The 23,672-nt window shown below is 35.1% G+C and carries 11 protein-coding genes; all 11 read right to left on the bottom strand.

The window, feature by feature from the left end; all coding sequences use genetic code 11:
* Positions 1 to 23 precede the first annotated feature (23 nt).
* Positions 24 to 1,421 (bottom strand): glycoside hydrolase family 140 protein, encoded by a 1,398-nt coding sequence (locus ACODSB_RS05985; RefSeq protein WP_488936363.1) that lies wholly within the window; start codon positions 1,419 to 1,421, stop codon positions 24 to 26.
* A 215-nt stretch (positions 1,422 to 1,636) separates the two neighbouring features.
* The gene (locus ACODSB_RS05980) at positions 1,637 to 4,792 is read right to left on the bottom strand and encodes a DUF6298 domain-containing protein (protein ID WP_488936362.1); all 3,156 of its coding nucleotides are present in this window, start codon (positions 4,790 to 4,792) and stop codon (positions 1,637 to 1,639) included.
* A 263-nt stretch (positions 4,793 to 5,055) separates the two neighbouring features.
* Positions 5,056 to 6,762: a polysaccharide lyase gene (locus tag ACODSB_RS05975; protein ID WP_488936361.1), complete on the bottom strand. Its 1,707-nt coding sequence runs from the start codon at positions 6,760 to 6,762 to the stop codon at positions 5,056 to 5,058.
* A gap of 49 nt (positions 6,763 to 6,811) precedes the next feature.
* A complete protein-coding gene (locus tag ACODSB_RS05970; RefSeq protein ID WP_488936360.1) occupies positions 6,812 to 7,501 on the bottom strand; it encodes a DUF3826 domain-containing protein in 690 nt (229 codons plus the stop codon).
* A gap of 72 nt (positions 7,502 to 7,573) precedes the next feature.
* Positions 7,574 to 9,283: a polysaccharide lyase gene (locus ACODSB_RS05965; RefSeq protein ID WP_488936359.1), complete on the bottom strand. Its 1,710-nt coding sequence runs from the start codon at positions 9,281 to 9,283 to the stop codon at positions 7,574 to 7,576.
* A 138-nt stretch (positions 9,284 to 9,421) separates the two neighbouring features.
* Positions 9,422 to 11,389 (bottom strand): RagB/SusD family nutrient uptake outer membrane protein, encoded by a 1,968-nt coding sequence (locus tag ACODSB_RS05960; RefSeq protein ID WP_180856605.1) that lies wholly within the window; start codon positions 11,387 to 11,389, stop codon positions 9,422 to 9,424.
* A 17-nt stretch (positions 11,390 to 11,406) separates the two neighbouring features.
* Positions 11,407 to 14,775, bottom strand: a complete 3,369-nt coding sequence (locus ACODSB_RS05955) for a SusC/RagA family TonB-linked outer membrane protein (protein ID WP_488936358.1) — start codon at positions 14,773 to 14,775, stop codon at positions 11,407 to 11,409.
* Positions 14,776 to 15,430: 655 nt separating this feature from the next.
* Positions 15,431 to 16,414, bottom strand: a complete 984-nt coding sequence (locus tag ACODSB_RS05950; RefSeq protein ID WP_488936357.1) for a pectinesterase family protein — start codon at positions 16,412 to 16,414, stop codon at positions 15,431 to 15,433.
* Between the two features lie 148 nt (positions 16,415 to 16,562).
* Positions 16,563 to 18,581: an aceric acid hydrolase gene (locus ACODSB_RS05945; protein WP_488936356.1), complete on the bottom strand. Its 2,019-nt coding sequence runs from the start codon at positions 18,579 to 18,581 to the stop codon at positions 16,563 to 16,565.
* A 233-nt stretch (positions 18,582 to 18,814) separates the two neighbouring features.
* On the bottom strand, positions 18,815 to 21,274 hold the full coding sequence (locus tag ACODSB_RS05940) for a pectate lyase family protein (RefSeq protein ID WP_488936355.1): 2,460 nt from the start codon (positions 21,272 to 21,274) through the stop codon (positions 18,815 to 18,817).
* A 19-nt stretch (positions 21,275 to 21,293) separates the two neighbouring features.
* Positions 21,294 to 23,624: a DUF5703 domain-containing protein gene (locus ACODSB_RS05935; RefSeq protein ID WP_488936354.1), complete on the bottom strand. Its 2,331-nt coding sequence runs from the start codon at positions 23,622 to 23,624 to the stop codon at positions 21,294 to 21,296.
* Positions 23,625 to 23,672: the final 48 nt, after the last annotated feature.

Raw genomic sequence — 23,672 nt, 5'->3', positions numbered from 1 at the left:
CTCGCAATGACTAAACTATGTGATTACTTTGATTCTAAAATCAAAACCCAATCATTTCCATCTTCTTTATTTCCTGATGGCTGAAATTCTTTGGTTCCTTTATTATCTACAATTCCAATTTTTGTTTTTTGCCCGTTTCTTGGGTTGTACCAAGCTGCTGTAACTTTATCACCTTCGATTTTACCCATATTTACTTCGATTTTTCTTCCGTTGTAAGTATATAGTAAGGCATAATTTTTTCCTTCTATTGCTGGAATATAATCGTATTTTTCTCCTTGATTTGCAATTAAGGAAATATCTGGAACTCCTTCTAAAAATGGCACTTCTTCCATTAATTTCTTAATGTAAATCATCTGTTTTGCTCCGGGAGCATCGATTGCTGATGTCCACAATTCTTTGTTTCCGTAGGCTGGGTTATCACCTTTTCTGAACATTTGCATTACAGCGTTGTGTCCGTAAGTGTAACCTGCCGCGCCTGAAAGCACCGACCAATATCCGTAACGGCGAACATCATTTGACGTCCATTTTGGTTGTAAAGTGTCGTGTAAGCCGTGTGGAATTCCTTCGTAAGATGGTTCTCCGTCAAGTGTTGGTTTTGTTGGTTTTAATTCGAAATCTCTTAGCACAAATTTGTAATTGTCTTCTTTGAAATTCGTTTTTGATGAATCCTGATCGTATCTTCTGTGTCCTGATTGAAACATGTTAAAATCCAGCCATTTTTCGTTGTGGAAGTTTTCTGAAGAATCGGTTCTCCCAAACGGATGAAAAGTCACCAATTGATTTGGATTATTTGTTTTTAAAGTATTTCCGATGGCGTTCCAGATATCCTGAAATTCATTTCCGTGAGTATCTCCACCGTTTAACCAAATGACGTTGGTTCTGTTTTTATATCTGTCAGCTAAGAATTTAGCGTATACTATTGCTTGTTCTTTACTTACTTTATTTCCTTTTGAAACGTTTGTTCCCCAAACCGGAACCATTGCTACATAAATTCCGTTTTTTTGAGCCACGTCTAAAGTGTAATCTACGTGGTCCCAGTAATCATATTCTTCCTTGTTGTTGAAGTTGTTTCCAGCTGTTGTTAATGGTTTTGAAACGTCTTCATTGATTAAAGCTGCATCGCCATAAACGTTAACGGCATTTATATTATGTAAAACCATTACCTGAACAACATTGAATCCTTTTTCTTTTCTGTCTTTAAAATATTTATCAACGCCTGCTCTGTCTAATTTTCCGAATGTTAACCAACCTGTATCGCCTAACCAAAAAAATGGTTTTCCATTTTCGGTAACAAAATAATGCTGATTTTTAGAAACTTTGATTTGAGGCAGAGCTCCTTTTGTTGCTTGCGAAAATCCGCTTTGTGCTGTCAACAAAAAGCTTATACTTAAGGCATATAAATATTTAATTTTCAGATTCATTTTGGTTTATTTTGAATTTATGTTTTTTAGTTGTTTGCCACGAATTACACTAATTTTCTCGAATTTTTATTTTTCTTGTGTTTTTTTGTTTCCCGCAGATTTTACAGATTAAAAAGATTTCTTTATTCTGTTTGTCTACATCACTAAGGTAGAGTAACCAGATTATTTTAAATTAATTCGTGCTAATTCGTGAAATTCGTGGCTAACTCTTATTTTTACTTTTTCACTACAAAAAGTACTTTTTCTTTTATTTCGGATTGTGGAATTGTTATTTGTTTTCCTCCGTTTATGTTTGCTTTTTTGGTGATGGTTCCTGTTGCTGTGCTTATTGTATATACTTCGAAAGTTCCTTTTGTATCTGTTAAATCAATTGTGATATCTTGGTTGTTTTTTAAATAGAAAAGATAGCTTTTTCCTTTATTTTCTAATTTCCACAGATTATCTGAAAAGGTATCTCCATTCACTAATTTCATTTCGCTTAAAGCGGAATAAAATGCAGGCAGTTCAATTTTTGGAATATTTGGCAATGAAGCTCCTGCCATTAATGCCGGCCATCCAAATCTTGAAGATGCATCTGTAGAATACAAAATCACTTTTTCAGGGTATTTTTCTCTGTATTCACGAACGGCACGATACACCTGATCGTCTGTTTCTTTTCCTGTTTTTAATTTTCTGGCATGTTGTCTTGGCGCTAAATTTAATCCGCCTTGCGGTGCGTAAGCTGTGCCGTCTTCTTTATAATACCAATAACGGATATCAATTAAATCTACTGTTTTGGCTCTTTGTACATCATTTAAAATAGCATCCTGAACATCTTTTGTCGCACTTAAACCAATGATTCCTTTTTTGCCTGTTTCGTCTTTCCATTTTTGAACTTCATCAATCCAAAACTGCATGAAATGAAGCGGGCCTGTATATTCGGCACTTGTTAATTGAATTACATTGCTGTTTTCCTGAAAATTTTCTAATGATTTACGAATAAATCCTTGGTGTAATTTCCTTCTGGCAGGATTGTTAACATCATAAAATTGTTCTGCCATGAAAATACGTTTGTCTCCTGCATATGGCGGCGGTTCCGGAAAACCTGTACTGTTCATATTATTTGCCGAACGCCAAGGTGAACTCGTCCAATGCGCTCCGGCTTCTATAATGTTATGTTGAAAATACTGCTGATTGATTAGCAATTGTCCTTTGGTTTCTGCCAAATTTGCAAAAAGCGACAAACGATCCCAATACCAATCATTGAATTTTGTCAAATCATATTTACTTAATTGATCCCAGGCTAAATCTTGTCCGCTTCTTGCGAATGGCTGTTCGTAGAATGGCGGCCAAACATCGGCATCAAAACGGCGAACTCGTTCGTGATCGTCCATTCTTCGCTCGTACCATAATCCGTAATTATGTTCTAAAGCGACCATATTATTGGTGTTCAAATAATCTGTTACTTCGTTGATATTATCTGTAAAACCTGTTCCAGTTCTGCCGGGAACAAATCTGGTAACGTCTGGCAATGATTTAGAAATATCGCTGTCTCTAAGGCTTCCTCTCCACCAAGGCACACTTAATCGGTTTCCGGCAATTACTTTATTATCATAAGTAAGCCATCCGTTTTTTGTTATTACTTTGTTGGTGGAAATTATATTTTGTGCTGCATTTATTTTTAAATCATTAGCATTTTTAAGTCCTGAATTGTTCGTATCAATTGGATTCGCTTTTGAAACTTCGGCAATCCATTCCAGTAAACTTTCTTTTGGAGCAAGAGAATTTTTAGTTAATTCTTGTGCTGCTTCAACTTCAGGACTTGATGAAGGCTCTGAACCTAAATCGTAAATAAAAGGTTTTACAGGAAGCTGTCCTAAACGGTTTTCTAATTGTGCATAAAACAAACTTCTCGGATTGATATGACCGTTTACATCTTTCCAATGACCGTCGCCAGCCATGATTCCACCCCAAGTTCCAAAAGCCCAGTTTTGTGCTGTTGGCGGGCTGTAACATTCTATTTTAGATGCTGAAGTTTCCCAGATTACGCTATTAGCTGCAGTCCAGCCTGCGCCTCTGCCGTTTTGTTCTCTATTGTTATAACTTAAAGCATGTCCGTCTATATACGAAACTTCAAATAATACTCCTGTTGCCCAACTGCCAATTGCTCCGCTATTATTGAAAGGCATAAACGACTCGCATTGAATAAACGCATTTGGTCCTGTTGTTCCAAATCCGCCTACTGCAAAATCGTGGTAACCATATTCTGAGTAACAACGTTGAAACAGTGTTTGCTGACCTTCGGTATAAAAAGTATGACGTCTAAAACCTGCAATTTCAGAAACAGGTTCGATTGCAATACAATCTTCAACGGTAATTTGCTGTGCCGATTTTAATAACGCAACTGCTCCTCCAGAAAAATGCTTGAAGTTTACTTGTTTTACCCATGCATTTTTTGTGTTTTCAATGCTGATTCCTAACCATCTGTGTTCTTCGTCTTTTGGTTTTGACTGATCATAAGTTGATTTCATCAGAATATTTTCGATCCCGATTTGTTCAATTCTTCCTGACCAAGTGTATAAAGTTACTTTTGCAGTTCCGTAAACATCATCAAGAGTCATTGTCAATGGTGCGTTTAGCGTTACCTCGTTGCCATTGATATTGGTTACGACTCTGTTCCAAGTAATATCCCAATCATTTTTTTTCCAGCCGACCCAACCGGTTTCTGCTCCAAAATCATCCATTTTTAGCTCTTTAATCCAATTATCGGTTAAAGGTTTGCTGATGATAATTTCATCATATGGTTTTAATTTAGAAGTATTTTTTAATTGGATTTTTTTTGTTCCAAGTGGTGTGTAAGATGTATTGAATTCAAAAGTTTCTCCTAATTTTTTGTCATCAGTTCCTAAAACTCTAATTAGTGCTTCTCTTTTTAATCCTGTTCCTAAAAGAACGGTTCCGTTTTCAGTGTTTCCGCTTCCGCGTAAAATGACTCCCGATTTTTTAATGAATAAAGTTCCGCTTATTTTAAAAATTCCTTTGTCTAAAAGTATTGCTCCGCGAAAACCTGATTTATTTGGCTTCAAATTGCTCACATAATCAATTGCTGCCTGAATTCTTTCGGTAGCGTCTTCTTCTTGTTTCGGAACAAAAATTTTATTCTCCACATTTGGAATTGCTTTTTCAGAAGCCATATATCCCGCATATGAAAAATCAGGTATTTGATTCCCTTTGCTGTCTGCAGTAAAAGAAAGTTTTCCTTCTTTGGTTTTGACAATATCTGGGAAAGTGTTTTGTGCTGTGATGTTGATGCTGAAAAACAACGCCAAACCAGACAAAACTATTTTATCTTTTTGAAGGAAGATGTTATTTTTAAATTGAATAAAATTCACCTTAATAATTTTTAGGTTTATTATTTGTATTCCTAATTTCCACAATCTTGTCATTTCGACGAAGGAGAAATCTCCGTTAGTTGCTCCGCTTGCTTGATAAACTTTGTGTTAGTTACTTGCGGAGATTTACTTCGTCTATTCGCTATCGCTCGAGTCTCCTTCGTCGAAATGACAAACTTTGTGTGTATGCTTATTAAACCAGACAGGTTTTAAAAACCTGTCTGGTTTGCTTCGAGAATATTGCTGTGACTAAATTTAATACTTTATTGCAATAATCCTTTTGATTTTGCTAATGTATCTGTATTGTTTTCGATTTTTGTCCAGTCTATTTTACTGTTTGGATCAATTCCGTTAAAATATTTCTCGATGTTTGTGTATCCGTCGCCGTTTGCATCTTTGTTGGCGTCTGAAGGATCATTCGGGTTTAAACCGTTTTTCTTTTCCCAAGCATCTGGAATTCCATCATTATCAGAATCTTTATAGGCTTTTCCTTTGTAAACCGGATAACCGCCTACTTGATCAGGATGTGTAATTATTCCTTTTTTATAAGAGTCTGCAGGTAATCTTCTTTTAATAAAATCTTTTCCAATTGCGTTTTCTAAACCGTCTTTCACTTCAATTTTTCCTGTGCGCACTTGTTTGATAATTCTTTCATCAACCATATCTCTTTTGGGAATTGTTGCTCCAACATTATTTAAAACAAATTCATAGGCTTCTTCTGCTTTCATGATAGTGATATGAGGCATTGTAAAAGCTTTTGGCTGTTTGATATATTCTAAATATGATTTTACTTCTGCTTCCGGAAGGTCTTCTAATTGTACACCGCCATTCCAGTTATCGGCTGTGACTTCTGGAGAACCAACAATAAAGTTTCCAGAAACATAAGCTCTTCCGTATGTTTTTGGTTTCATATATCCTGATTCCGGTTTTAGAATTCTATAGCGAATTGGCTGATCTGTTGGTGTTATTGGTCCCGGTTTAAAGTAATTATTGATGATGTTAAACATTGAACGATAATCTCCTCCGTCAAGAGAACGATTCCACCAATTGAAAATCACATTGTTTACAAAATTAAAATCGCCATACATTCCGATTGAGGCATTTCTTGAAATATTATCGGCCCATAAATTACGCATAAATGTGCTGTTTAATCCGCCAATTGTACTTCCAAAGGCATGATTGTAAGTATCTAAACCTTCTGAAGAAATGGTATTTTGAATGGTAATATTACAGGCTGGAAGTTTTTCTAATTTTGATTTTTCATTTGCCGCAAACTGATGTCTGTATAATGAAATATTTTCGTCTAATCCCCAACTTACAGAGCAATGATCTACGATTATATTTCCTATTGGATTTCCGCCAAGTGCGTCATCTCTTCTGGTTACTTCTGTTGCTCCACGACGGAAACGCATATGTCTGATAATTACGTCGTGTGTATCAATTTCCAAAGTTTCTCCTGCAATGCAAATTCCGTCGCCCGGAGCCGTTTGTCCTGCAATTGTAACATAAGGCGCACGCATGCTGATTCTTTTTTTCAATTGAATTATTCCAGAAACATTAAATACGATTGTTCTGGCTCCAACAGCTTCGCATGCTTCACGAAAAGTTCCTTTTCCGCTGTCTTCCAAGCTGGTCACTACAAATATTTTTCCGCCGCGGCCGCCTTGTGTAAATGCGCCGCCGCCTTCAGCTCCCGGAAAAGCAGGAATATCTGCCTGAACGAAATCTTTAGGATAAGATGCCCAAGGTAAATAAGGTTTTCCTTGTTTAGCTTCTGCCTGTATTGTACTGTAATTATTTTTCCAGATTTCGGCTAACCTTTTTTCTTCATCTGCCAATATTGCATCGGCTTTGTCTTGAAGCGGTTTCGGTATTTCCGGATATTGTGCATATGCTGAAGTAAAGAAAGAACAAAATGAAAAAATCATCATGGTTCTTTTTAATGTGGTTATTGGGAAGATAGTCTGCATGAAAAGATAATCTAAGGTTTATAGTTTTTGGTGTAAAGTTTATAGTGTATTATTCTTTTGAAGTAGAATCTTTCACTTTACTTTTCTCTCTTTCTTCAAGACGCTTGTGCCAGTCAGTACTTTCCTTGTTTAGATCGTAACCCTGTTTTGATAAATAGTTGTTGATTCTTCCTTTGTATTTGCCAAACCATCCGTGCTTTTCTTTAGATGAGCCGCCGTCCATTGCATGTTCTCTGGCTTCTACTAAAGCCTTGTAGATATAATCTTTTTGCTCTGTAGTTAAATTTGGAAGCATATCGTTATAACCTGCAACTGTAATTGGAAGCACACCATAAGTCATTCCGTCTTTAACTTCAGTAATTTTGTCTTCTGATAATTCTTTTCCTAATTTTTTAAGGTAAGATTTATGCAGTTTTTCAATTGATTCATCTGCTTTTGATTTCAGTTTATCAATCTTTTCGTTTTGTTTTTCTTTTGCTAAACCTGTATCTTCTTTTACTTTTTTGATTTCAGAATCTCTTCCATCCTGAATTTCGCTTAAATCCCTGAATTGCTGTGCTATAATATTTGAAACTGATGTTTCTTTTTTAGCATCTTTTAAGTCTAATTTGGCAACTATTTTTGCTGCTCTTTCATTGGTAACTTTAATATATTCAGGATCTAAATGCTGCTGCGCATTTAAAGCCGAAAATGCAAAAACCAATGCTAAAAAACTGATATTAAATTTTCTTAATGCCATCTTTTCGTGATATTTTAATATTTAAAAATATTCTCATTTCATTGCGAAACAAGAATGTTTTCAAAATGTTTCTTATTTTAAATCTAATATTGGTCGAACTAATGTTTCTTTATTATTAGCAAGATCTTTCCAGTTAACTTTTATTGCAGGGTTTACACCGTTGATGTAATCTTCAATATTTGTGTATCCGTCTTCGTTTAAATCTCCTTGTGCATCTGATGGATCATTTGGATTTAATCCGTATTTTTTCTCCCATGCATCCGGCATTCCGTCTTTATCTGTATCTACATAAGGTTTTCCTTTGTATTCCGGATATCCTCCAACTTGAGAAATATCTGTAATGATTCCTTTTTTATAAGAATCCATCGGTAAACGTCTGTGTTCAAATTGATAGAATTCTTTTTTCTCTAATCCTTTTGCATATTCAGGAACTCCTGTTTTTACTGTTCTTACGATTCTTTCGTCAACTTTATCTCTAATTGGCAAAGTTGCTCCAACATTTTTAAGTACAAATTCATATGATTCTTCTGCTGTCATGAATTTGTTGAACCAAGGCATTGGGAAAGGTTTGTCTGCTTTCATTTTATCGAAATAGACTTTTGCTTCGTCATATGTCATTAATTCTCCTTTTTTATTTTCAAGTTGAATTCCGCCGTCCCAGTTGTCTTTTGTTACTTTTTCGTTATTGTTTATGACGTTTCCGTTTGCATAAACTCTACCAAAAACCATGTATGGTAATTTACTTCTTCCTGATTCTGGTTTTAAGATTCTATAGCTTATTGGCTGAGATAAATCAGTAACTGGACCTGGTTTGTAAAAGTTATTGATGATGTTGTAATTTGCTGTATAATCACCTCCGTCTGTAGATCTGTTGTACCAGTTGAAAACTACATTGTTTACAAAATTGAAAATTCCATTCCAACCGATAGAAGGATTTCTACCTGCATTATTAGCCCACATGTTTCTCATAAAGGAACAGTTTTCACCACCTAAAGTACTTCCGAAAGCGTGGTTGTAAGTGTCTAATGCTTCTCCAAATAAACTGTTTTGGATTGTAATATTTACGGTTCCTACTTTTATATCTGGGTAACCTGGACCCGGGCTGTAAATGTGTCTGTAAATTGACATATTTTCGTCTAATCCCCAAGTTGCTGATACGTGGTCGATCATAATGTTTCCAACAGGATTTCCTCCAATTGCATCATCACGACGCCCAACGAAAGTTTCTCCTCTGCGGAAACGCATGTGTCTGATAATTACATCGTGCGTATCAATCCAAACTGATTCTCCGGCAACACAAATTCCGTCTCCGGGAGCTGTTTGTCCTGCAATTGTAATATATGGCGCGCGAATAATTAACGGACTTTTGATTCTGATAATTCCTGAAACATTAAATACTATTATTCTTGCTCCTCCTTGTTCACATGCATCACGAAGTGTTCCTGGCCCACGGTCTTCTAAACTTGTTACCGTGTACACTTTTCCGCCGCGACCTCCAAAAGTGAACATTCCGCCTCCTTCTGCACCCGGGAAAGCAGGAATTTCTGCCTGTGGTAAGTCATTTGGACGAGATGCCCATGGAATGTATGGTTTACCATGTTTTGCTTCTTCTTCAATAACTACTAAAGCTTTCGCCCAAGCTTCATCAGAAAGTCTGTTTGCTTCATCTTTAATAGCTTTTTCCTGCGCCTGAACTTCTGCACTTAGTTTTGGATACTGAGCGAAACATTTTGCATTTCCCAAAAACAGGAGTGTCAAGATAAATAATGCGGAATTTTTCATGTTAATTTTGATTTTGGTAATTCTGTTTAAACAAATCACCTGCATCTAAGTAGAATACAGGTGAAGGTTTGTCATGTTTAATTTTGTTTTTTATTATTAGATATGCTTAATGATTTAGGGCAATTCATCGTGCTTATCTTATTCTTGATAATTATAATCTCCATCACCACCAGAAGCATCTTTCCAACCGATTGTTTGTTTCAACCAAGGGTTTTGTGATAAAACTGTATTTTGTAATCCCATAATGTAATAGTTCGGATTAAATTTAATTTTAACCGCTGCATTATTAACATTATCCATAGGAGTTGGCGGCGCTACAAATACGAAGTTATCTGTATAGAATGTTGCTAAAGCTGTTAACTGTGTTTGGAAATTAGCTGAATCCGGATCTGCTGAAATACTTGCACGAGCTGCTGCTAAAGGATCTGCGTTTGTTGCTGTATTTTTATATTGCAAATAGTTTCCTGTTCTTTGTGTACCATTTATTGGCTGTAACCCTAATTTAGTAATAGTACTTCCGCTAGTCGTTCCCGAAACTGTAGCGTTATCATAAAGCATCCAGCGTTGAATATCCCAAAAACGTTTTCCTTCGTAAGCTAACTCAACTCTTCTTTCGTATAATACGGCTTCTATTGCTGCATATTTATCTGATAGTGTTCCTATTCCGTAATTATTTGTAGCACTGATACCTACTCTTTTTCTAATTCTTCCTAAATAAGCTGTAGCATTACCTGTTTGTCCTAATGCAGCATAACATTCAGCAATATTCAATAATAATTCTGCATAACGATATTCTAAAATATCATTTCCAGAATATTGAAAACTACTTGCATTAGTAGCTGTTACATCTGTCATTTTTCTAACTAAAGCTGGACTTGTCTCATTGTTTGAATCGCTATAGTAAGATTTATTTGAACCGTCTAACCAACGATAAGCCCAAACAACTGGTTTTGCACTTTCTTTATAATCCCATTTAACTCCAGAAAAAGCAAATGTTCTGTAAAATCTTGGGTCACGTTTCATGAAGAAAAGAAATGAATTATAACCATTTGCAGTTGTTGGTCTTGCACCATTATCCATAGGAAATAAATCAATCATTTCTTTAGGTGCTTCAAGAGAACCTGTTCCACCCTGGCTTATTGGGCGAATAGCCTTTTCCCAAGAGTTATTCATTGCTACATTACTATTAGTGACTGTTAAAAGCTGTGTTGTAATCGCTTCAGAACAGAAAGCATTACCGCCAAGGGCAAACATATTCTGCCAGTCTTTGGCTGAGTTTCCATAAAGTCCATAGCCTGCTGCTGTTAATGCCGTTTCAGCTTCTAAACCAGCTTTTAATGCTGCTTCCCAACGTTCGTTAGAATTATCCCAGTTTTTATTAAATAATGGACTTGCATATGTTAACAATACTCTAGATTTTACTGCTAAAGCTGCACCTTTTGTAACACGTCCATATTCGCCTGTCCAATTTGGAGGCAATAAACTTGCCGCCATATCTAAATCTTTTACGATTTGCTCTACAACTTGAGTTACTGTAGCTCTAGGTACTTTAATTTCTTCGTTTTCTGAATTTGGAGTCTGAACTTCTGTAACAATTGGAACACCTCCATATACTTTCATCAAATCAAAGTACTGAACAGCGCGCAAATAATATAACTGCCCTTTTGCCTGATCGCGAAATGTTTTGTCTAAATTAGCTCCTTTTACATCTATATCCCTAATAAAAGAGTTACAGTCTCTAATTCTGTTATAAGGAACATTATTAATTTTGTCTTCCAATTTTCCTCCGTAATAACCAGATCCATCAGCTGCATTTACATACGTAATTGTTGGATTAATAAGGGGCTGTATTCCTCCTATTTCTTCGGTCATTTTAGAATATACATCTGTAAAAGACCCAACTAAACTTTGGTTAGGAGATTTAAAAGCAGAATAATAATCAAAGTAAACATTATTAACATACCAGTTAGCTTTTTCCTGGCTTTCATAAAATGAATCATCTACACTTCCGTAATTTTTCTTTTCTTCCAAAAAACTATCACTACAAGAAGCACTTAACACTGCAACAAGTGCTAAAGTTATATATTTATTAATTTTTAGTTTCATCTTTAGTATTAATTAAATTAGAATGTAATATTAAATGTAACGGCCCATGTTCTTAATGTTGGATAATTCTCAGAAGAACTATCGTACATATTACGGTAGTGATCTGGATAAGGGTTATATAAATCCCAAAGATTATTACCCGTTACACCAATTGACCATTTTGCAATTTTAACTTTATCTAAAATCTCTTTTGGCATGTCAAATCCTAATGTTAAGTTTCTTACTGTACAACGGAATGTATCTAACTGCCAGAAATCAGATGGAACAGCAATATAATCCTGATTAGCTAAATTTGGATATTTTCCATTTGGATTATCATCTGCATACATATCATTCCAAAAAGTTTCACGTGCCCACATATTGTGTGTAGATCCTGTTCCTTGTTTTACAACATCTATAGCGCGATAACCTCCCCAAGATGTAGCAATTTGTGTTTTGAAGAAAAACGATTTATATCTTGCTCCTAAATTTGTAGTAAATCCGTAAGTTCTGTTTTTGTTAACCAATTTTACGTAGTCTTCATTTTTTTGAATTTGCCCGTTTGGCCCTGCCTGAGTACCGTCTTTATCATTAAACTGTCCTCCGGCATCTTCATAAGCAAGCATTCCTCGCCTCATATTTGATACAGAAGAAATCCCCATGTAATTTGGTGCCCCACCAACTGCAGCGGCATTTGCTGTTAAATAATTCCAGTAGTTAGTAACATCTTCATCTGTACGTAATATACCATCTCCTGTTGAAGTTCCTTTCCATGTTCTGAATCCCCATTGTGGGAAAAATGTAGACTGACCTGCTTGTGTCAGGTTATTTGACGGATGCATTAAAGCTGGTTCAGGATATTTTTTAATTTCGTTATCAGATAAACCAAAGTTAACACCAACATTATAATTAAAATCTTTATTAATCTTATCTTTCCATGTCAAGCTAAACTCTGCTCCCCAAGAATCAACTGCTGCGTAGTTTTCTTCAGCGAATCCACCACCTACAGAAATTGGCACTCCAACTACGCCAGCCATACCTGTTAACATGTCTTTAGACTTATCATAATAAAAATCAGCTGTTAAAGACAATCTATTTTTTAGTACCGCCAAATCAATACCTAGGTTGTTTTTTACGGTTGCATCCCATCCTACATTTCTGTTTGGTTCTACTCTAGGCGTTACAGATCCTCCTAACGTTCCTCCGTTTGATCCAAACTGAAATCCTTTGTCTGCATTTACATCATACAATTTCATCCACCTCCATGGATTAATATTATCATTTCCTGTTTTTCCAATTGAATAACGTACCTTAAGAAAATCTATCCATGATACGTTATTAGTAAACCAGTCTTCTTTTGAAACAATCCATCCTGCTTGCAGTGAAGGGAAGAATCCCCAATAGTTTTCTGGTGCAAATTTTGTAGATGCATCACTTCTAAAAAGGAACTGAAGCATATATCGTGATTTATAGCTATAATTAACACGTCCTAAATAAGACAAAGTTCCTTGCTCTCCTTTTAATGCTGTTGAATTTGTAGTTAAGGTACCTGCAGTTTGGTAAGAACCTGCATAATCTTTACCTGTATTTTCAAATGCTAAACGCGTGCTGTTGAATTCTGTTTCTGATCGTTCTACAGAGAACATAGCACCTATTTCATGGTTATCAAATGTTCTATTGTAATCTATAAAAAAGTTGGCTTGCATAGCTTTAGAATTAAAACTATCATAGTATACTCTTGAACTACGAGTATTAGTTTCAATTACATAATAATTATCAACTCCATTATTTGTAGTTGTTGGCAATGCTGCACTTGCTAAATGGCCGTCTAATTTTTCATACCCCATTATTCTTGCCAAATCATATGGCAATTGAACTTGCTCTGTACTTTCTGAATTTTGTGTTCTTGAATAAGTTCCTTTAATAGACAATCCTTTAATAAATGGAACTTTCCAGTTAAGTGACATATTTACATTATAAGAAAAATCACTTGAAATTTGTTTAGAGCCATTATTTAGAGAAGCAAAATAATTATATCCTGCAATTGTATTATTTGCATTTGCACTACCTAATGTACGATCTGTACGAGCAAATGGTGACATATAATACTCCTTGCCATCTACAACAGTTTCCCACGGAATATATTTTGGCATATGAAGTAAAAATCCATAATCAGCTTGTTCTCCACCTGATGCAGAAGCATAACTACTGTCATTAATACCAGATGAAGCTTTAGTAAATGATTTTTCAATATCTCCTGAATTTCCGGAAACTGCTGCAGAAAAATCTAAAGAGCTTGAGATTTTTGCTGTCATACCCGTACGGAAATTCCATTTATTATAATCTTGCTTTCCTAAATTTGCTCCTTGCGTAAAGTAATTGATCCCAGCAAAATAAGTTGCTTTTTCTGTACCGCCATTTACACTTAAAGTATGTTTTTGCTGTATTGCAGGCTTCCATGCTTCTTCTAACCAGTCATAATTCAATCCTTTCATTTCTTCTAATTCTGTTGGAGTAAAAAGGTATGATCCATTAGTACCAATATTATTTCCTCCAGTAAAAAATCTATTAGAAAAAACACCATAGTCATATGCACTCATCGTTTTACTGTGACTAACAGCATCGTTTACAGCAAACTGACTAAAATATGAAAATGAAGGCACACCGCTTTTTCCTCTTTTAGTTTTAATAACAATTGCTCCTTGAGATGCACGAGATCCATAAATTGCAGCTGAAGCATCTTTCAAAACAGTCATGCTTTCTATCTCTGAAGGATCTAATCTATTAAATGCTTCCAAAGAAGCTCTACCTGTAACAGGATCTACCTGAATCATATCATCAATTACAATTAATGGTGTTTTTGAACTACCATCTTTTGAGAAACCATAAGTTTGACGAATTTCGATTGACCCTGCATCGCCTGGACGCCCGCCTCCATCTATAACGCTCAAACCAGGCACTAAACCTCTTAAGGCATCTGATAAATTTGACACCGGAAGCTCCTGAATATCTGTTGCATTAATTGTAGCAATAGCTCCTGTAAGTTTCTCTTTTTTCTGAGAACCATATCCAACTACAACAATATTCTGTAATTCGTTTGAATCTTCTGTTAGTTTAACATTTACAGTTGTACGTGTTCCAATTGCTACTTCTTGTTTTCTCATTCCGATAAAAGAAAAAACTAAAGTTGCATTTGGCTTAACTTTAATTTGAAATTGACCATTAAAATCTGTCGTAACATTATTCTTTGTAGATTTCTCTGTTACGTTTACTCCTGGAAGTAAACCAGACACATGATCAGTCACAGTTCCTGTTACTGTAACTAGATTTGAGTTTTGAGCATAACTCATCACACTCATCAGTGTAAACAAAAGAAAACTACATCTCTTTAAAAGTGCTTGTTTCATAAATGTTTTTGTTTTGGTTAGGTTTTATTTAGTGTTAGTTAGTCATGTTAAATGTGTTTCACTTAAAGATATCAAAAATTAAAAAAAGTTTAATAGGCCTTAAATTAAATGTTAAAAACACATTTATTTTGTATACCAAAAATATAACGATGACGAATTAGAACCGTCCTGTTCTATCCTGCTTTACTGGCATTATCTAAAAAAAACTAACTCAAAAAAACAATATTAATAAAAAAAAGAAGGAAAAAATAGACAAAATAGAAAAAACGAGTAATAAGTTTGAGTATAATTAAATAGAAGAACTGCTTTTAAAACAAATACAGAAGAATTAGCATTAAAAACAAAAAATAGCTGTTTTTTCTGCAAAATCAGGTACTGAAATACTGTTATTTAATGAGTTAAGTTTAGCATTATTAAACGAAAAAATGGCTTCTATTTTTAAAGAAAAGCCATTTTTTAAAGTAGAAATCTTACAACCTGAAAACGTTTTCGCTTTACAAAACATTCCTTAAAATTTTACTAAAAAAATGTTTTTTTAAACGTAAAATCTGACCAATAAAAAAATTAGAAATGTTTTTTGGACACAAAATCCAGAAAAAACCTATAGTTATCAACGTGATAGCAATTGAATATTAAATAGTTTAAATCTTCATCATTATTTATCCGGATTCCATCCATTTAAAACCAAATCGCGATTGTATTTTTTAATATCCCCTTTTTTCAACTGATGCGACCAGGATACTCTTTGTGACAAATCTTTTGCGCTTGAACCTTTACTGCCATATTCTGCATAATAAGCTGTTTTATCTTTATCAGGAAATCTGGTATCAATCCATGCGTTCCAGCCTTCTGGTATGATATGCGAACCAATATCTGTGTTCATAAAAACCGTTTGTGCATAAGGTCTCCACGGTCTTCCTAAAAAAACTTTATCTACCGATTTGTCCTTTGCAGTAAGTTTACAATCTGTAAAAACAAATCCATATGCCTGACCTTGCGGAGTTGAAGCGGCTGTAATATAGGAATTAGTTAAACTTTCAATTGTACATTTATAAAAATAAGCTGTTGCCGCTCCGAAGATAAAATCGGTTGTTCCGTTTATGAAACAGTTTTCAAAGTAAGCGCGGGTATTTTCTTGTGATAAAAATAGCGTATCCTGATTTCCTAAAATATTACAGTTCTTTACAATAACCCGATCACTTTTTATATGCAGTGCCACTGCCTGTCCAACTCTTCCTGCCGTATTTTCAATGGTAAGATTTTCCAGCGTGCAATCGTTTCCTTTAATTAAAAAAGAATACGAAGTTGAAGTTCCAAGAGTCTTTTTTCCAGATGGATCATTTTCACGAAGCGGTTTCCCCGAATAATCATCAAATGAAATAATGGTTTTCTCTCTGTCCGTTCCTTTTAAAGTAATGAATGTTTTAGCAGTCGGAATCTCTAATTTTTCTATGTACTTTCCTGGCTTTATTGTTATTACAACTCTTTTTTCTGAATTATCTTTGACATTATTCACCGCTTCCTGAATGGTTTTAAAATCTCCAGAACCATCTTGGGCAACGGTTAATACCAATTTATTATCTAGTGTTTGGGCTGATATTGAAAGTGTTATTAGAAATAAAAACAGAATATGTTTCATAGTATTTAATGTTAGGATTTTTAGACAAAGTTTATCTGTAGAGACGCACCGCAGTGCGTCTACGCCATGTATATCAAACATTGTGGCTACGTTACGTTAGACGCACTGCGGTGCGTCTCTACGAAAAAACAGGAATCTATATATAATTTTAATGCGACATCCAAACCGTCATTTCTCCTTTTCCTTTATTTCCCCATGCAAAATACGGAATCAATTTTACTGATACCACAGTTGCATCTTTAGAAGAAAGCGGTTTGTATAAAGTTTTATTCCATGAATTATTAGAATTTAGAACCGCTTCAGCATCAATGCTGACTAAATTTCTATTATTTAATGTAAAACTGTTAGTTGCAAATTTCGAATTCACATTTAAAGACACATCATTTACACTTGTTTTTGCCGGAAGCTGATCAGATTCTAAACAATAAACTAAAGGCCCTCTTTTTACGGCAACCTGATTTTTAACTTCTTCAACCAACGGATTGGCTTCCATTAATTCAACCGGCATTGGGAGATTCAATTCAATCACATCTCCTTTTTTCCATTTTTGATTTAATTTTAAATAAGTACCCGAAACGATCTTATCAGTAATTTTTGAATTATTAATGGAAACCGAAGCGTTCTGACTCCAACCCGGAATTCTTAAAAAGAAATTCTGTAAATCTTTTGGTGTCTTTACAATTTTCAAGGTTATTTTTCCGTCCCAAGGATAATTCGTCTGCTGTTCAATTTCAATTTCTTCTCCGTTTAAAAATTTTGTTTTCAATTGGTTACTTCCGTATAAATTAACATACAAACCTTCTTTCGAAATATTGTAAGCATAATTTCCTATTTCGGCAACCGTTCTGGTTACGTTTGGAGCACAGCAGTTTGATAAAGCTATATATCCTTCACGCTCATTTCCCCAACGCTGTTGAAATGGTAAATCATTAGAAACATTCAGCGGATTATTATACAAGAATTTTTCACCTTCTAAATCCATTCCTGAAAGAACGCTGTTGTATAATGCCAATTCTATAATATCAGCATATTTGGCATCGCCCGTAATTTGAAGCATTCTCCAGTTCCATAAAACGTTTCCAATATTAGCGCAGGTTTCAGTATGTGCCGTTGCATTTGGTAATTGAAAAGGTCTTCCGTAAGCTTGGTGGATTTTCTGCACTACAGTTGGATCATAAGAAGTTCCGTCTGGCGAAACTCCATCATACAAAGAACCACAACCACCTGTAATGTACATTTTACGATACGTTACATCATCCCAAATGGATTCTAGATTATCTAGCAATTTCTTTTCTCCCGTTTCAGCATATAAATCGGCAACTCCGGCGTAAAGATAATTTGCTCTCACGGCGTGTCCCATTGCAGTTGTCTGTTGTCTAAACGGAACTCTGTCCTGATTATCATCGGTTCCGTCATTTGTTGTTCCGCGAATGTCAATTAAATTATTCGCTAATTCCAGATATTTCGGATTTTTAGTCGTTCTGTACATTTCAACAATTCCCATATAATGTGACGGACAAATCGCATTTCGAGCTAATTCTGGTGAAGCTTTTTTGTAAAAATCATACAAAAAATCTGCAACGCCTTTTGCAATATTCAAAAAATTTGTTTTTCGTGTAGCACGATAATGAATGCAGGCTGCAGTCATTAAATGTCCCATGTTGTATTTCTCAAAACCTAATTGTTTTTTTACTTCTTCCGGACCTAAAGTTCCCCATCGTTCGTCAATTAAAACTGGCGTATGAATATAACCGTCTTTGCGCTGTACTTTCGCGAAAAGCGCAATGGCTTTATCCATTTCAGCATCGAGCTTTTTATCTTTTGTTACGGCATAAGTGGCTGCCATTCCTTCAAAAATCTTATAGAAATCACCATCATGAAACGAAGGCCCTTTGAAAGCTCCTTTGCTTAAACCCGCTGCTATTTCGAAGTTTTTATAAGCGTGCGAAATCGAATCGTTATGATACAAATCCCACATATACGGCAGCGTATTTTTGGTTTCTACATCAAATTGTTCTTTCCAAAAACCCTTTGTCCATTTTACATCTTGTAAACCTACACTTTGCAGTTTCGAATACGGGCTTTCTGAATTCGCAACCAAACCTTTATTCTGTGCAAAGATTACGGTTGAAAGAAACAAACTTGAGATGATGATGTTCTTTTTCATTTTGATATAAATTTAATCTGCTTGATCTGCTAAATCTGCGAGAGTTTAAATTTTTCTCGCAGATTTAGCAGATTGCGCCGATTTATTTTTTTCTTTTAATCTATTATAATCTCCTAATCTTAGGCTTTTTTTTCACGCAGATTTAGCAGATTTTAGCAGATTATTTTCTGTATTTTTACTCTTTAAAATCTGCGCAGATCTGCCTAAATCCGCTGAATCTGCGTGAAATCTTTTTACCTAACAAAGAAATTTATGGTTCTGCTCATTGAATCTCCGTCTGCATCTTTTACCGTTAGAACGAAAGAAGCAAATCCTTTTTCAACTGCTGTAAATTCAATTTCTTTTCCTTTTAAAACCACTTTTCCATTTTTAAGATCAGAAAAAGTATAAACAGGTTTATTTTCATAACCTTTGAAATAATCTGCAGCACTTAAAACCTTTTTCTCTCCTGAATTTACAAAATAATGAGGCTGAGCCAGCCAGTCTAAATAATTATCCAATTGTGTAAACCCGTCTTTATCTGCATCCTGATTTGCATCTGAAAAATCTCCAGCTTTTGAATTTTCGTTTAGACCAAAGGCTTTTTCCCACCAGTTTGGTAATCCGTCATGATCTGTATCCCAATCTGTCGGACGAGTTTCTGAGGCAAAATTTGGCCATCCTCCTGCATCTTGTTCATTATCGATCATACCGCCTAAACCACTTTTGCTTCCTTTATAAGTAAAAGTCCCTTTTAAAGTTTCATCTATAATTCGGTTATCATGTTTATCATAAAACGGCTGATTTGCCCCAACATCTGAAAGTACATTTTTATAAGCCGCTTTCGCTGATTGCGTTTCTACATACGAAGGAAAAAATGGTTTGTCGACAAATGTTTCATACTGTACAATTTCTTTATTTGTTATAGTAGATTTTCTTCCTTTCTCCTGAGATTTCTCATCAAAATAACCCGGCATAATATTTCCGTTAAAATAATAACGCTGCATTCCTTTTCCAACACCTTCGTGCTGTGCATTTAACGCCACAAATATCTTAGTTGAAGCTCCCGGTTTGTAATAATTATTTACAAAATTTACCTCGTTTGCACCACCGTCTGTAGTTCTTTGTCCCCAGTTGTAAACCACATTATTAGTAATATCCAGTCTTCCGGTATAATAACCATCTCCGTTTAAACCACCGCCAATACTCCAGTTTCTTCCATAATTATGAGATAATAAATTGTGATGAAAACTACCAATATCACCACCAATTGTAGCCGCAAATCCGTGCATTTTTCCAACCTCATATTTATCATGTCCCGCCACATTTAATGCTTCAGAAATTAAAGTTCTTTGTAAAGAAATATGATGCGCACCACGCGAACTAAAAGATTCATCAATTGTCCAGCTAATCGAACAGTGATCAATAATACTATAATCTGCGCCCGTTAATCCCATTCCGTCATAAGTAGTTCCGCCACCAATTCTAACTTTCAAAAATCGTATAACGCCATCATTTCCAGTAAGTCCCATTGGTGCTCTGCTTATTGTAATTCCTTCGCCCGGAGCTGTTTGTCCGGCAATAGTAATATACGGTTGATTTGCCACTAATCTCGAAGCCAGTTTTATATTTCCCGAAACATTAAAAACAATCGTTCTTGGTCCAATTTCCTGATTTACAGCATCACGCAAACTTCCCGGTCCGTCGTCATTTAAATTGGTTACTTCAATTACTTTTCCGCCGCGTCCTCCCACAGCGTAACGTCCGTAACCTTCAGCTCCCGGAAAAGCTAATTGTGCTGGCTTAAACGACCAAACATTTCCTAGGGTTACTTGACCATTATTATCTACTTCATCCACTCTCCAATAATAGGTTGTACCACTGTATAAATCAGAAACTGAAAAAGATTTATCAGTCAATTTTCCTTTAAATTCTTTTGAAGATTCTGTTGCATTTTCTACAGCATTTTTGTCTTCACCAAAATACAACTTATGAAATGCCACATTTTTTACAGCATCCCATTTTAAAATCAAATTTTTACTTACTTCCACATGTTCGTCTCTGTTTTTTGGTTCCGGAGTACGCGCCTGATTCATCAAGTTTGGCGTATCAATTTCAAAACCATTAATTACAATCTGCTTCACAACATCAGGATTTGAAGTTGGATCAATCTCAAAACGAACGATTACATCTTTGCCATTTTCTGCATTAAAAGTGATATACGCCATTGCTGCATCAATTTTAGCATTCGCTCTCTGGCTTGCATTTACGGTTTGCTCCAATTTTCCGCTTACGTAAATTTTTATAGGAGAAAAAGTTTTTCCGGTAATTACATCAAAAGCGTTATGAAAAGTCAAAAGTGTATGCTTGCCCGTTTTTAATCCGCTGATTTTCATTTCTAAATTTTCAGCCGTAACCAAACCGTCGCTTCCTAATTTATTATAAAACGGAGCGTTCATCCCCACTTTATACCATTTTGAGGTAAAGTTTCCTTTTAGTTTAAATGCTATATTATTAAACGTTTTTTCGGCTTCTTTTTGATCGCTGACAACCCAGGAATCATAACTTACATCATGAACTTCTTCCAATTTTCTTTGAAAAAAATCGAAGTCTACTTTTACAATTTGTTTATCAGTATTTTGAACTGATTGTGCTTGTCCGTTTGCTGTCAAAAGCATAGACAAAACTGCAGCACTTAGTAATTTCTTAATCATTTTATTTGGTAATAGTTAGTTAGTTTAATTTTTTCTTTTTTTCTATTGAAATCCCTAACAGATTTATAATGTCTTTTTTCCTTTGTTCCGGAATTACTTTTAAAACCTTCAATTCTCCATTTAGAAGTTCGGCTTCAATTATAGTATTTTGTTTTGCATGTAATTTGAAATGAACATTCCAATCTTTTGGCCATGCCGGAAAAAGATAAATTTTCCCATCCGTTTCCTGCAAAAGCATTTCCTGCATACCAATCATTCCCGATCCGCCCCAATTATGATCTGGAACCCAGTCAAATCCCGGACCCCAAAATGCAGGGAAACGTCGGTCAGAATTTGCCATTTTTAAAGTGTTATACTTTGCTGCTTGTTCGGTTAAACCCAAACGAGCCGAAAAAATATTATCCTGTTTCCATCCAATATGACTTCTGAATTTTAAAGCATCGGGATCGTATTTCCATGTATTTAAAGCCGTTTCTAAATCTGGCTTTCCAATGCCGTAAATTCCCCACGGATAAACAGAATACAATTGCGGAACCTCAGAATTATTAACTCGTTCCCAAGATTTTGCCGGAACTAATACTTTATGATTTTCGATTTGCCCGAAGTTTAAAGGCGGAATTCTCGTTTGAAAACCTTTTAGGTATTCTAATTCTTCTTTTGATAATTGTTCCGAAGAAAGTTCTAAAAGATTGGCTGTAATTACCTGCAACGCAGAGATCGTACTATTAGAATTATACGCCATTTTATAAGTTTCAGCTCCCGAACCCGGATATAAAATTAATTTTCCATTTCCGTCCAAAGCTTTTCTTCCTCGTTGCTTTGCCAGATATTGGTAATGTTCATCAAAAAATCGAAGACAGCTTATAATAAACGAATTGTATTTTTGAATGTCTTCTCCTGCATATTCTTTCTGTTGTAACATCATTTGACAGAATTCAAATACCGTATCCCACTCGTATTCCAACCACGCATTATATTCCATTCCAGGATCGTAATCTGCAGGACGTTTCCATTCGTATTCGGCAGGATTTGGTAAGCCGAAATTTTCTAATTGTTCTGTAAATGAGGCTCCGTTATGGTTCCAGTAAACTTTACTTCTTAATTCAGCATTTTTTTGAAGACTTAAATAATAATCCAGCTGCGATTTCATCATATCAAAATCACCGCTTTTTACCATCGGGAAATAAACCAAACGCTGGTTTTGAGCCGTCATCGTTCCTCCGCCCCAATTCCTGAAATCAGGTGTGAAATTTAAATCCGGATTAGTAAAAACAGGATCAACTGTAAATAATCCGCCATTGAATTTTGTTGGATATTTTCCATACGTATTACATCCTAACATGTATCGAAACAACTGATAATTCTGCCCAATTTGGTAAACCGAATCTTTCTCAATCGATTGATTTTTTTGAGTAAAAATAAAACTGCGATTCCAGAAATTATTCCACCATTTTTGAGTGTTTTTTTCTGCTTGTTTTGAAGTGTTTTTATTGGAAGAAATCTGATGCTGCAGTCCAGTATTCCAAGTATTTAAATCAGATTGACTGGTATTTAAATAAATTTCTACTGAATGTTTTTTGGATGGTTTTATGCTCGTTAAATTAAAACCTTTAAAATCTGTCGATTGGTATTTTCCTAAATATGTTCCATCGGGTTTTAGGTTATCGCCCGTCATAAATCCGCCGAAAGTCAAATTCGCAATCGGGTTCAGCATTTGTTCTTTAACCGATTCCATTTTCTGTTGTTTAACTGCGACATCAAAAACAGTATTTTCTCTATTTCTGTGGTAGAATTTAATACCGTTATTTTCAAACGAAACAGAATCTTTATAGGTAATAAGTTCTCCCTGAGGTGCCCATTTATAAGAATTAGCATTGTTTTCTTTTCCTTTAGGATAACGATTCTGAAAACGCCAGCTTTCATAAGAAGCCGTCATTTTAAGCGAAGTTTTACTTTCTAAATCTAAATGGATTATCGGTTTAAAAACGTCAACCCAAAGTTTGATTTTAGTATCATTCTGCCCAACTAAAATATAACCATCTTTTAATTTTAATTCCTGATAAAAACCTTCTTTTTCACTAAACGGATTCGGACTTAAAGTTACTTTTACCCGACCTAATTTTAATAGAGTATTATGTTCATCAAAAGTTCCGCTTCGTGAAAAATAAAAATACAAATCGCCATTTTCTACCCAGACATTCATACCAACATCTCCGCCTCCCAAAGGCATAGATTCTGATGAATTGCTGCTCTGCGTATTCCAAACCTGATTATAATTATCGAGCGCAGGAATTTGCGCTTTGATACAAAGCGTTGTGAAGAGAAGTATAAATATTATATTATTTTTCATCGTTTTCTTTCCTGCAAGGTTTCCAAAACCTTGTAGGTATATTTTTTT

The sequence above is a fragment of the Flavobacterium sp. FG68 genome, assembly GCF_057808895.1.
The sequence above is the reverse complement of the archived record's forward strand: the minus strand, read 5'-3'. Positions and strand labels throughout refer to the sequence as shown.

Excerpts from the sequence above, each read along its gene's own strand:
- ACODSB_RS05985 (WP_488936363.1), bottom strand. The coding sequence starts at position 1,421 with ATGAATCTGAAAATTAAATATTTATATGCCTTAAGTATAAGCTTTTTG.
- ACODSB_RS05960 (WP_180856605.1), bottom strand. The coding sequence starts at position 11,389 with ATGAAACTAAAAATTAATAAATATATAACTTTAGCACTTGTTGCAGTG.
- ACODSB_RS05965 (WP_488936359.1), bottom strand. The coding sequence starts at position 9,283 with ATGAAAAATTCCGCATTATTTATCTTGACACTCCTGTTTTTGGGAAAT.
- ACODSB_RS05950 (WP_488936357.1), bottom strand. The coding sequence starts at position 16,414 with ATGAAACATATTCTGTTTTTATTTCTAATAACACTTTCAATATCAGCC.
- ACODSB_RS05940 (WP_488936355.1), bottom strand. The coding sequence starts at position 21,274 with ATGATTAAGAAATTACTAAGTGCTGCAGTTTTGTCTATGCTTTTGACA.
- ACODSB_RS05970 (WP_488936360.1), bottom strand. The coding sequence starts at position 7,501 with ATGGCATTAAGAAAATTTAATATCAGTTTTTTAGCATTGGTTTTTGCA.
- ACODSB_RS05945 (WP_488936356.1), bottom strand. The coding sequence starts at position 18,581 with ATGAAAAAGAACATCATCATCTCAAGTTTGTTTCTTTCAACCGTAATC.
- ACODSB_RS05975 (WP_488936361.1), bottom strand. The coding sequence starts at position 6,762 with ATGCAGACTATCTTCCCAATAACCACATTAAAAAGAACCATGATGATT.
- ACODSB_RS05955 (WP_488936358.1), bottom strand. The coding sequence starts at position 14,775 with ATGAAACAAGCACTTTTAAAGAGATGTAGTTTTCTTTTGTTTACACTG.
- ACODSB_RS05935 (WP_488936354.1), bottom strand. The coding sequence starts at position 23,624 with ATGAAAAATAATATAATATTTATACTTCTCTTCACAACGCTTTGTATC.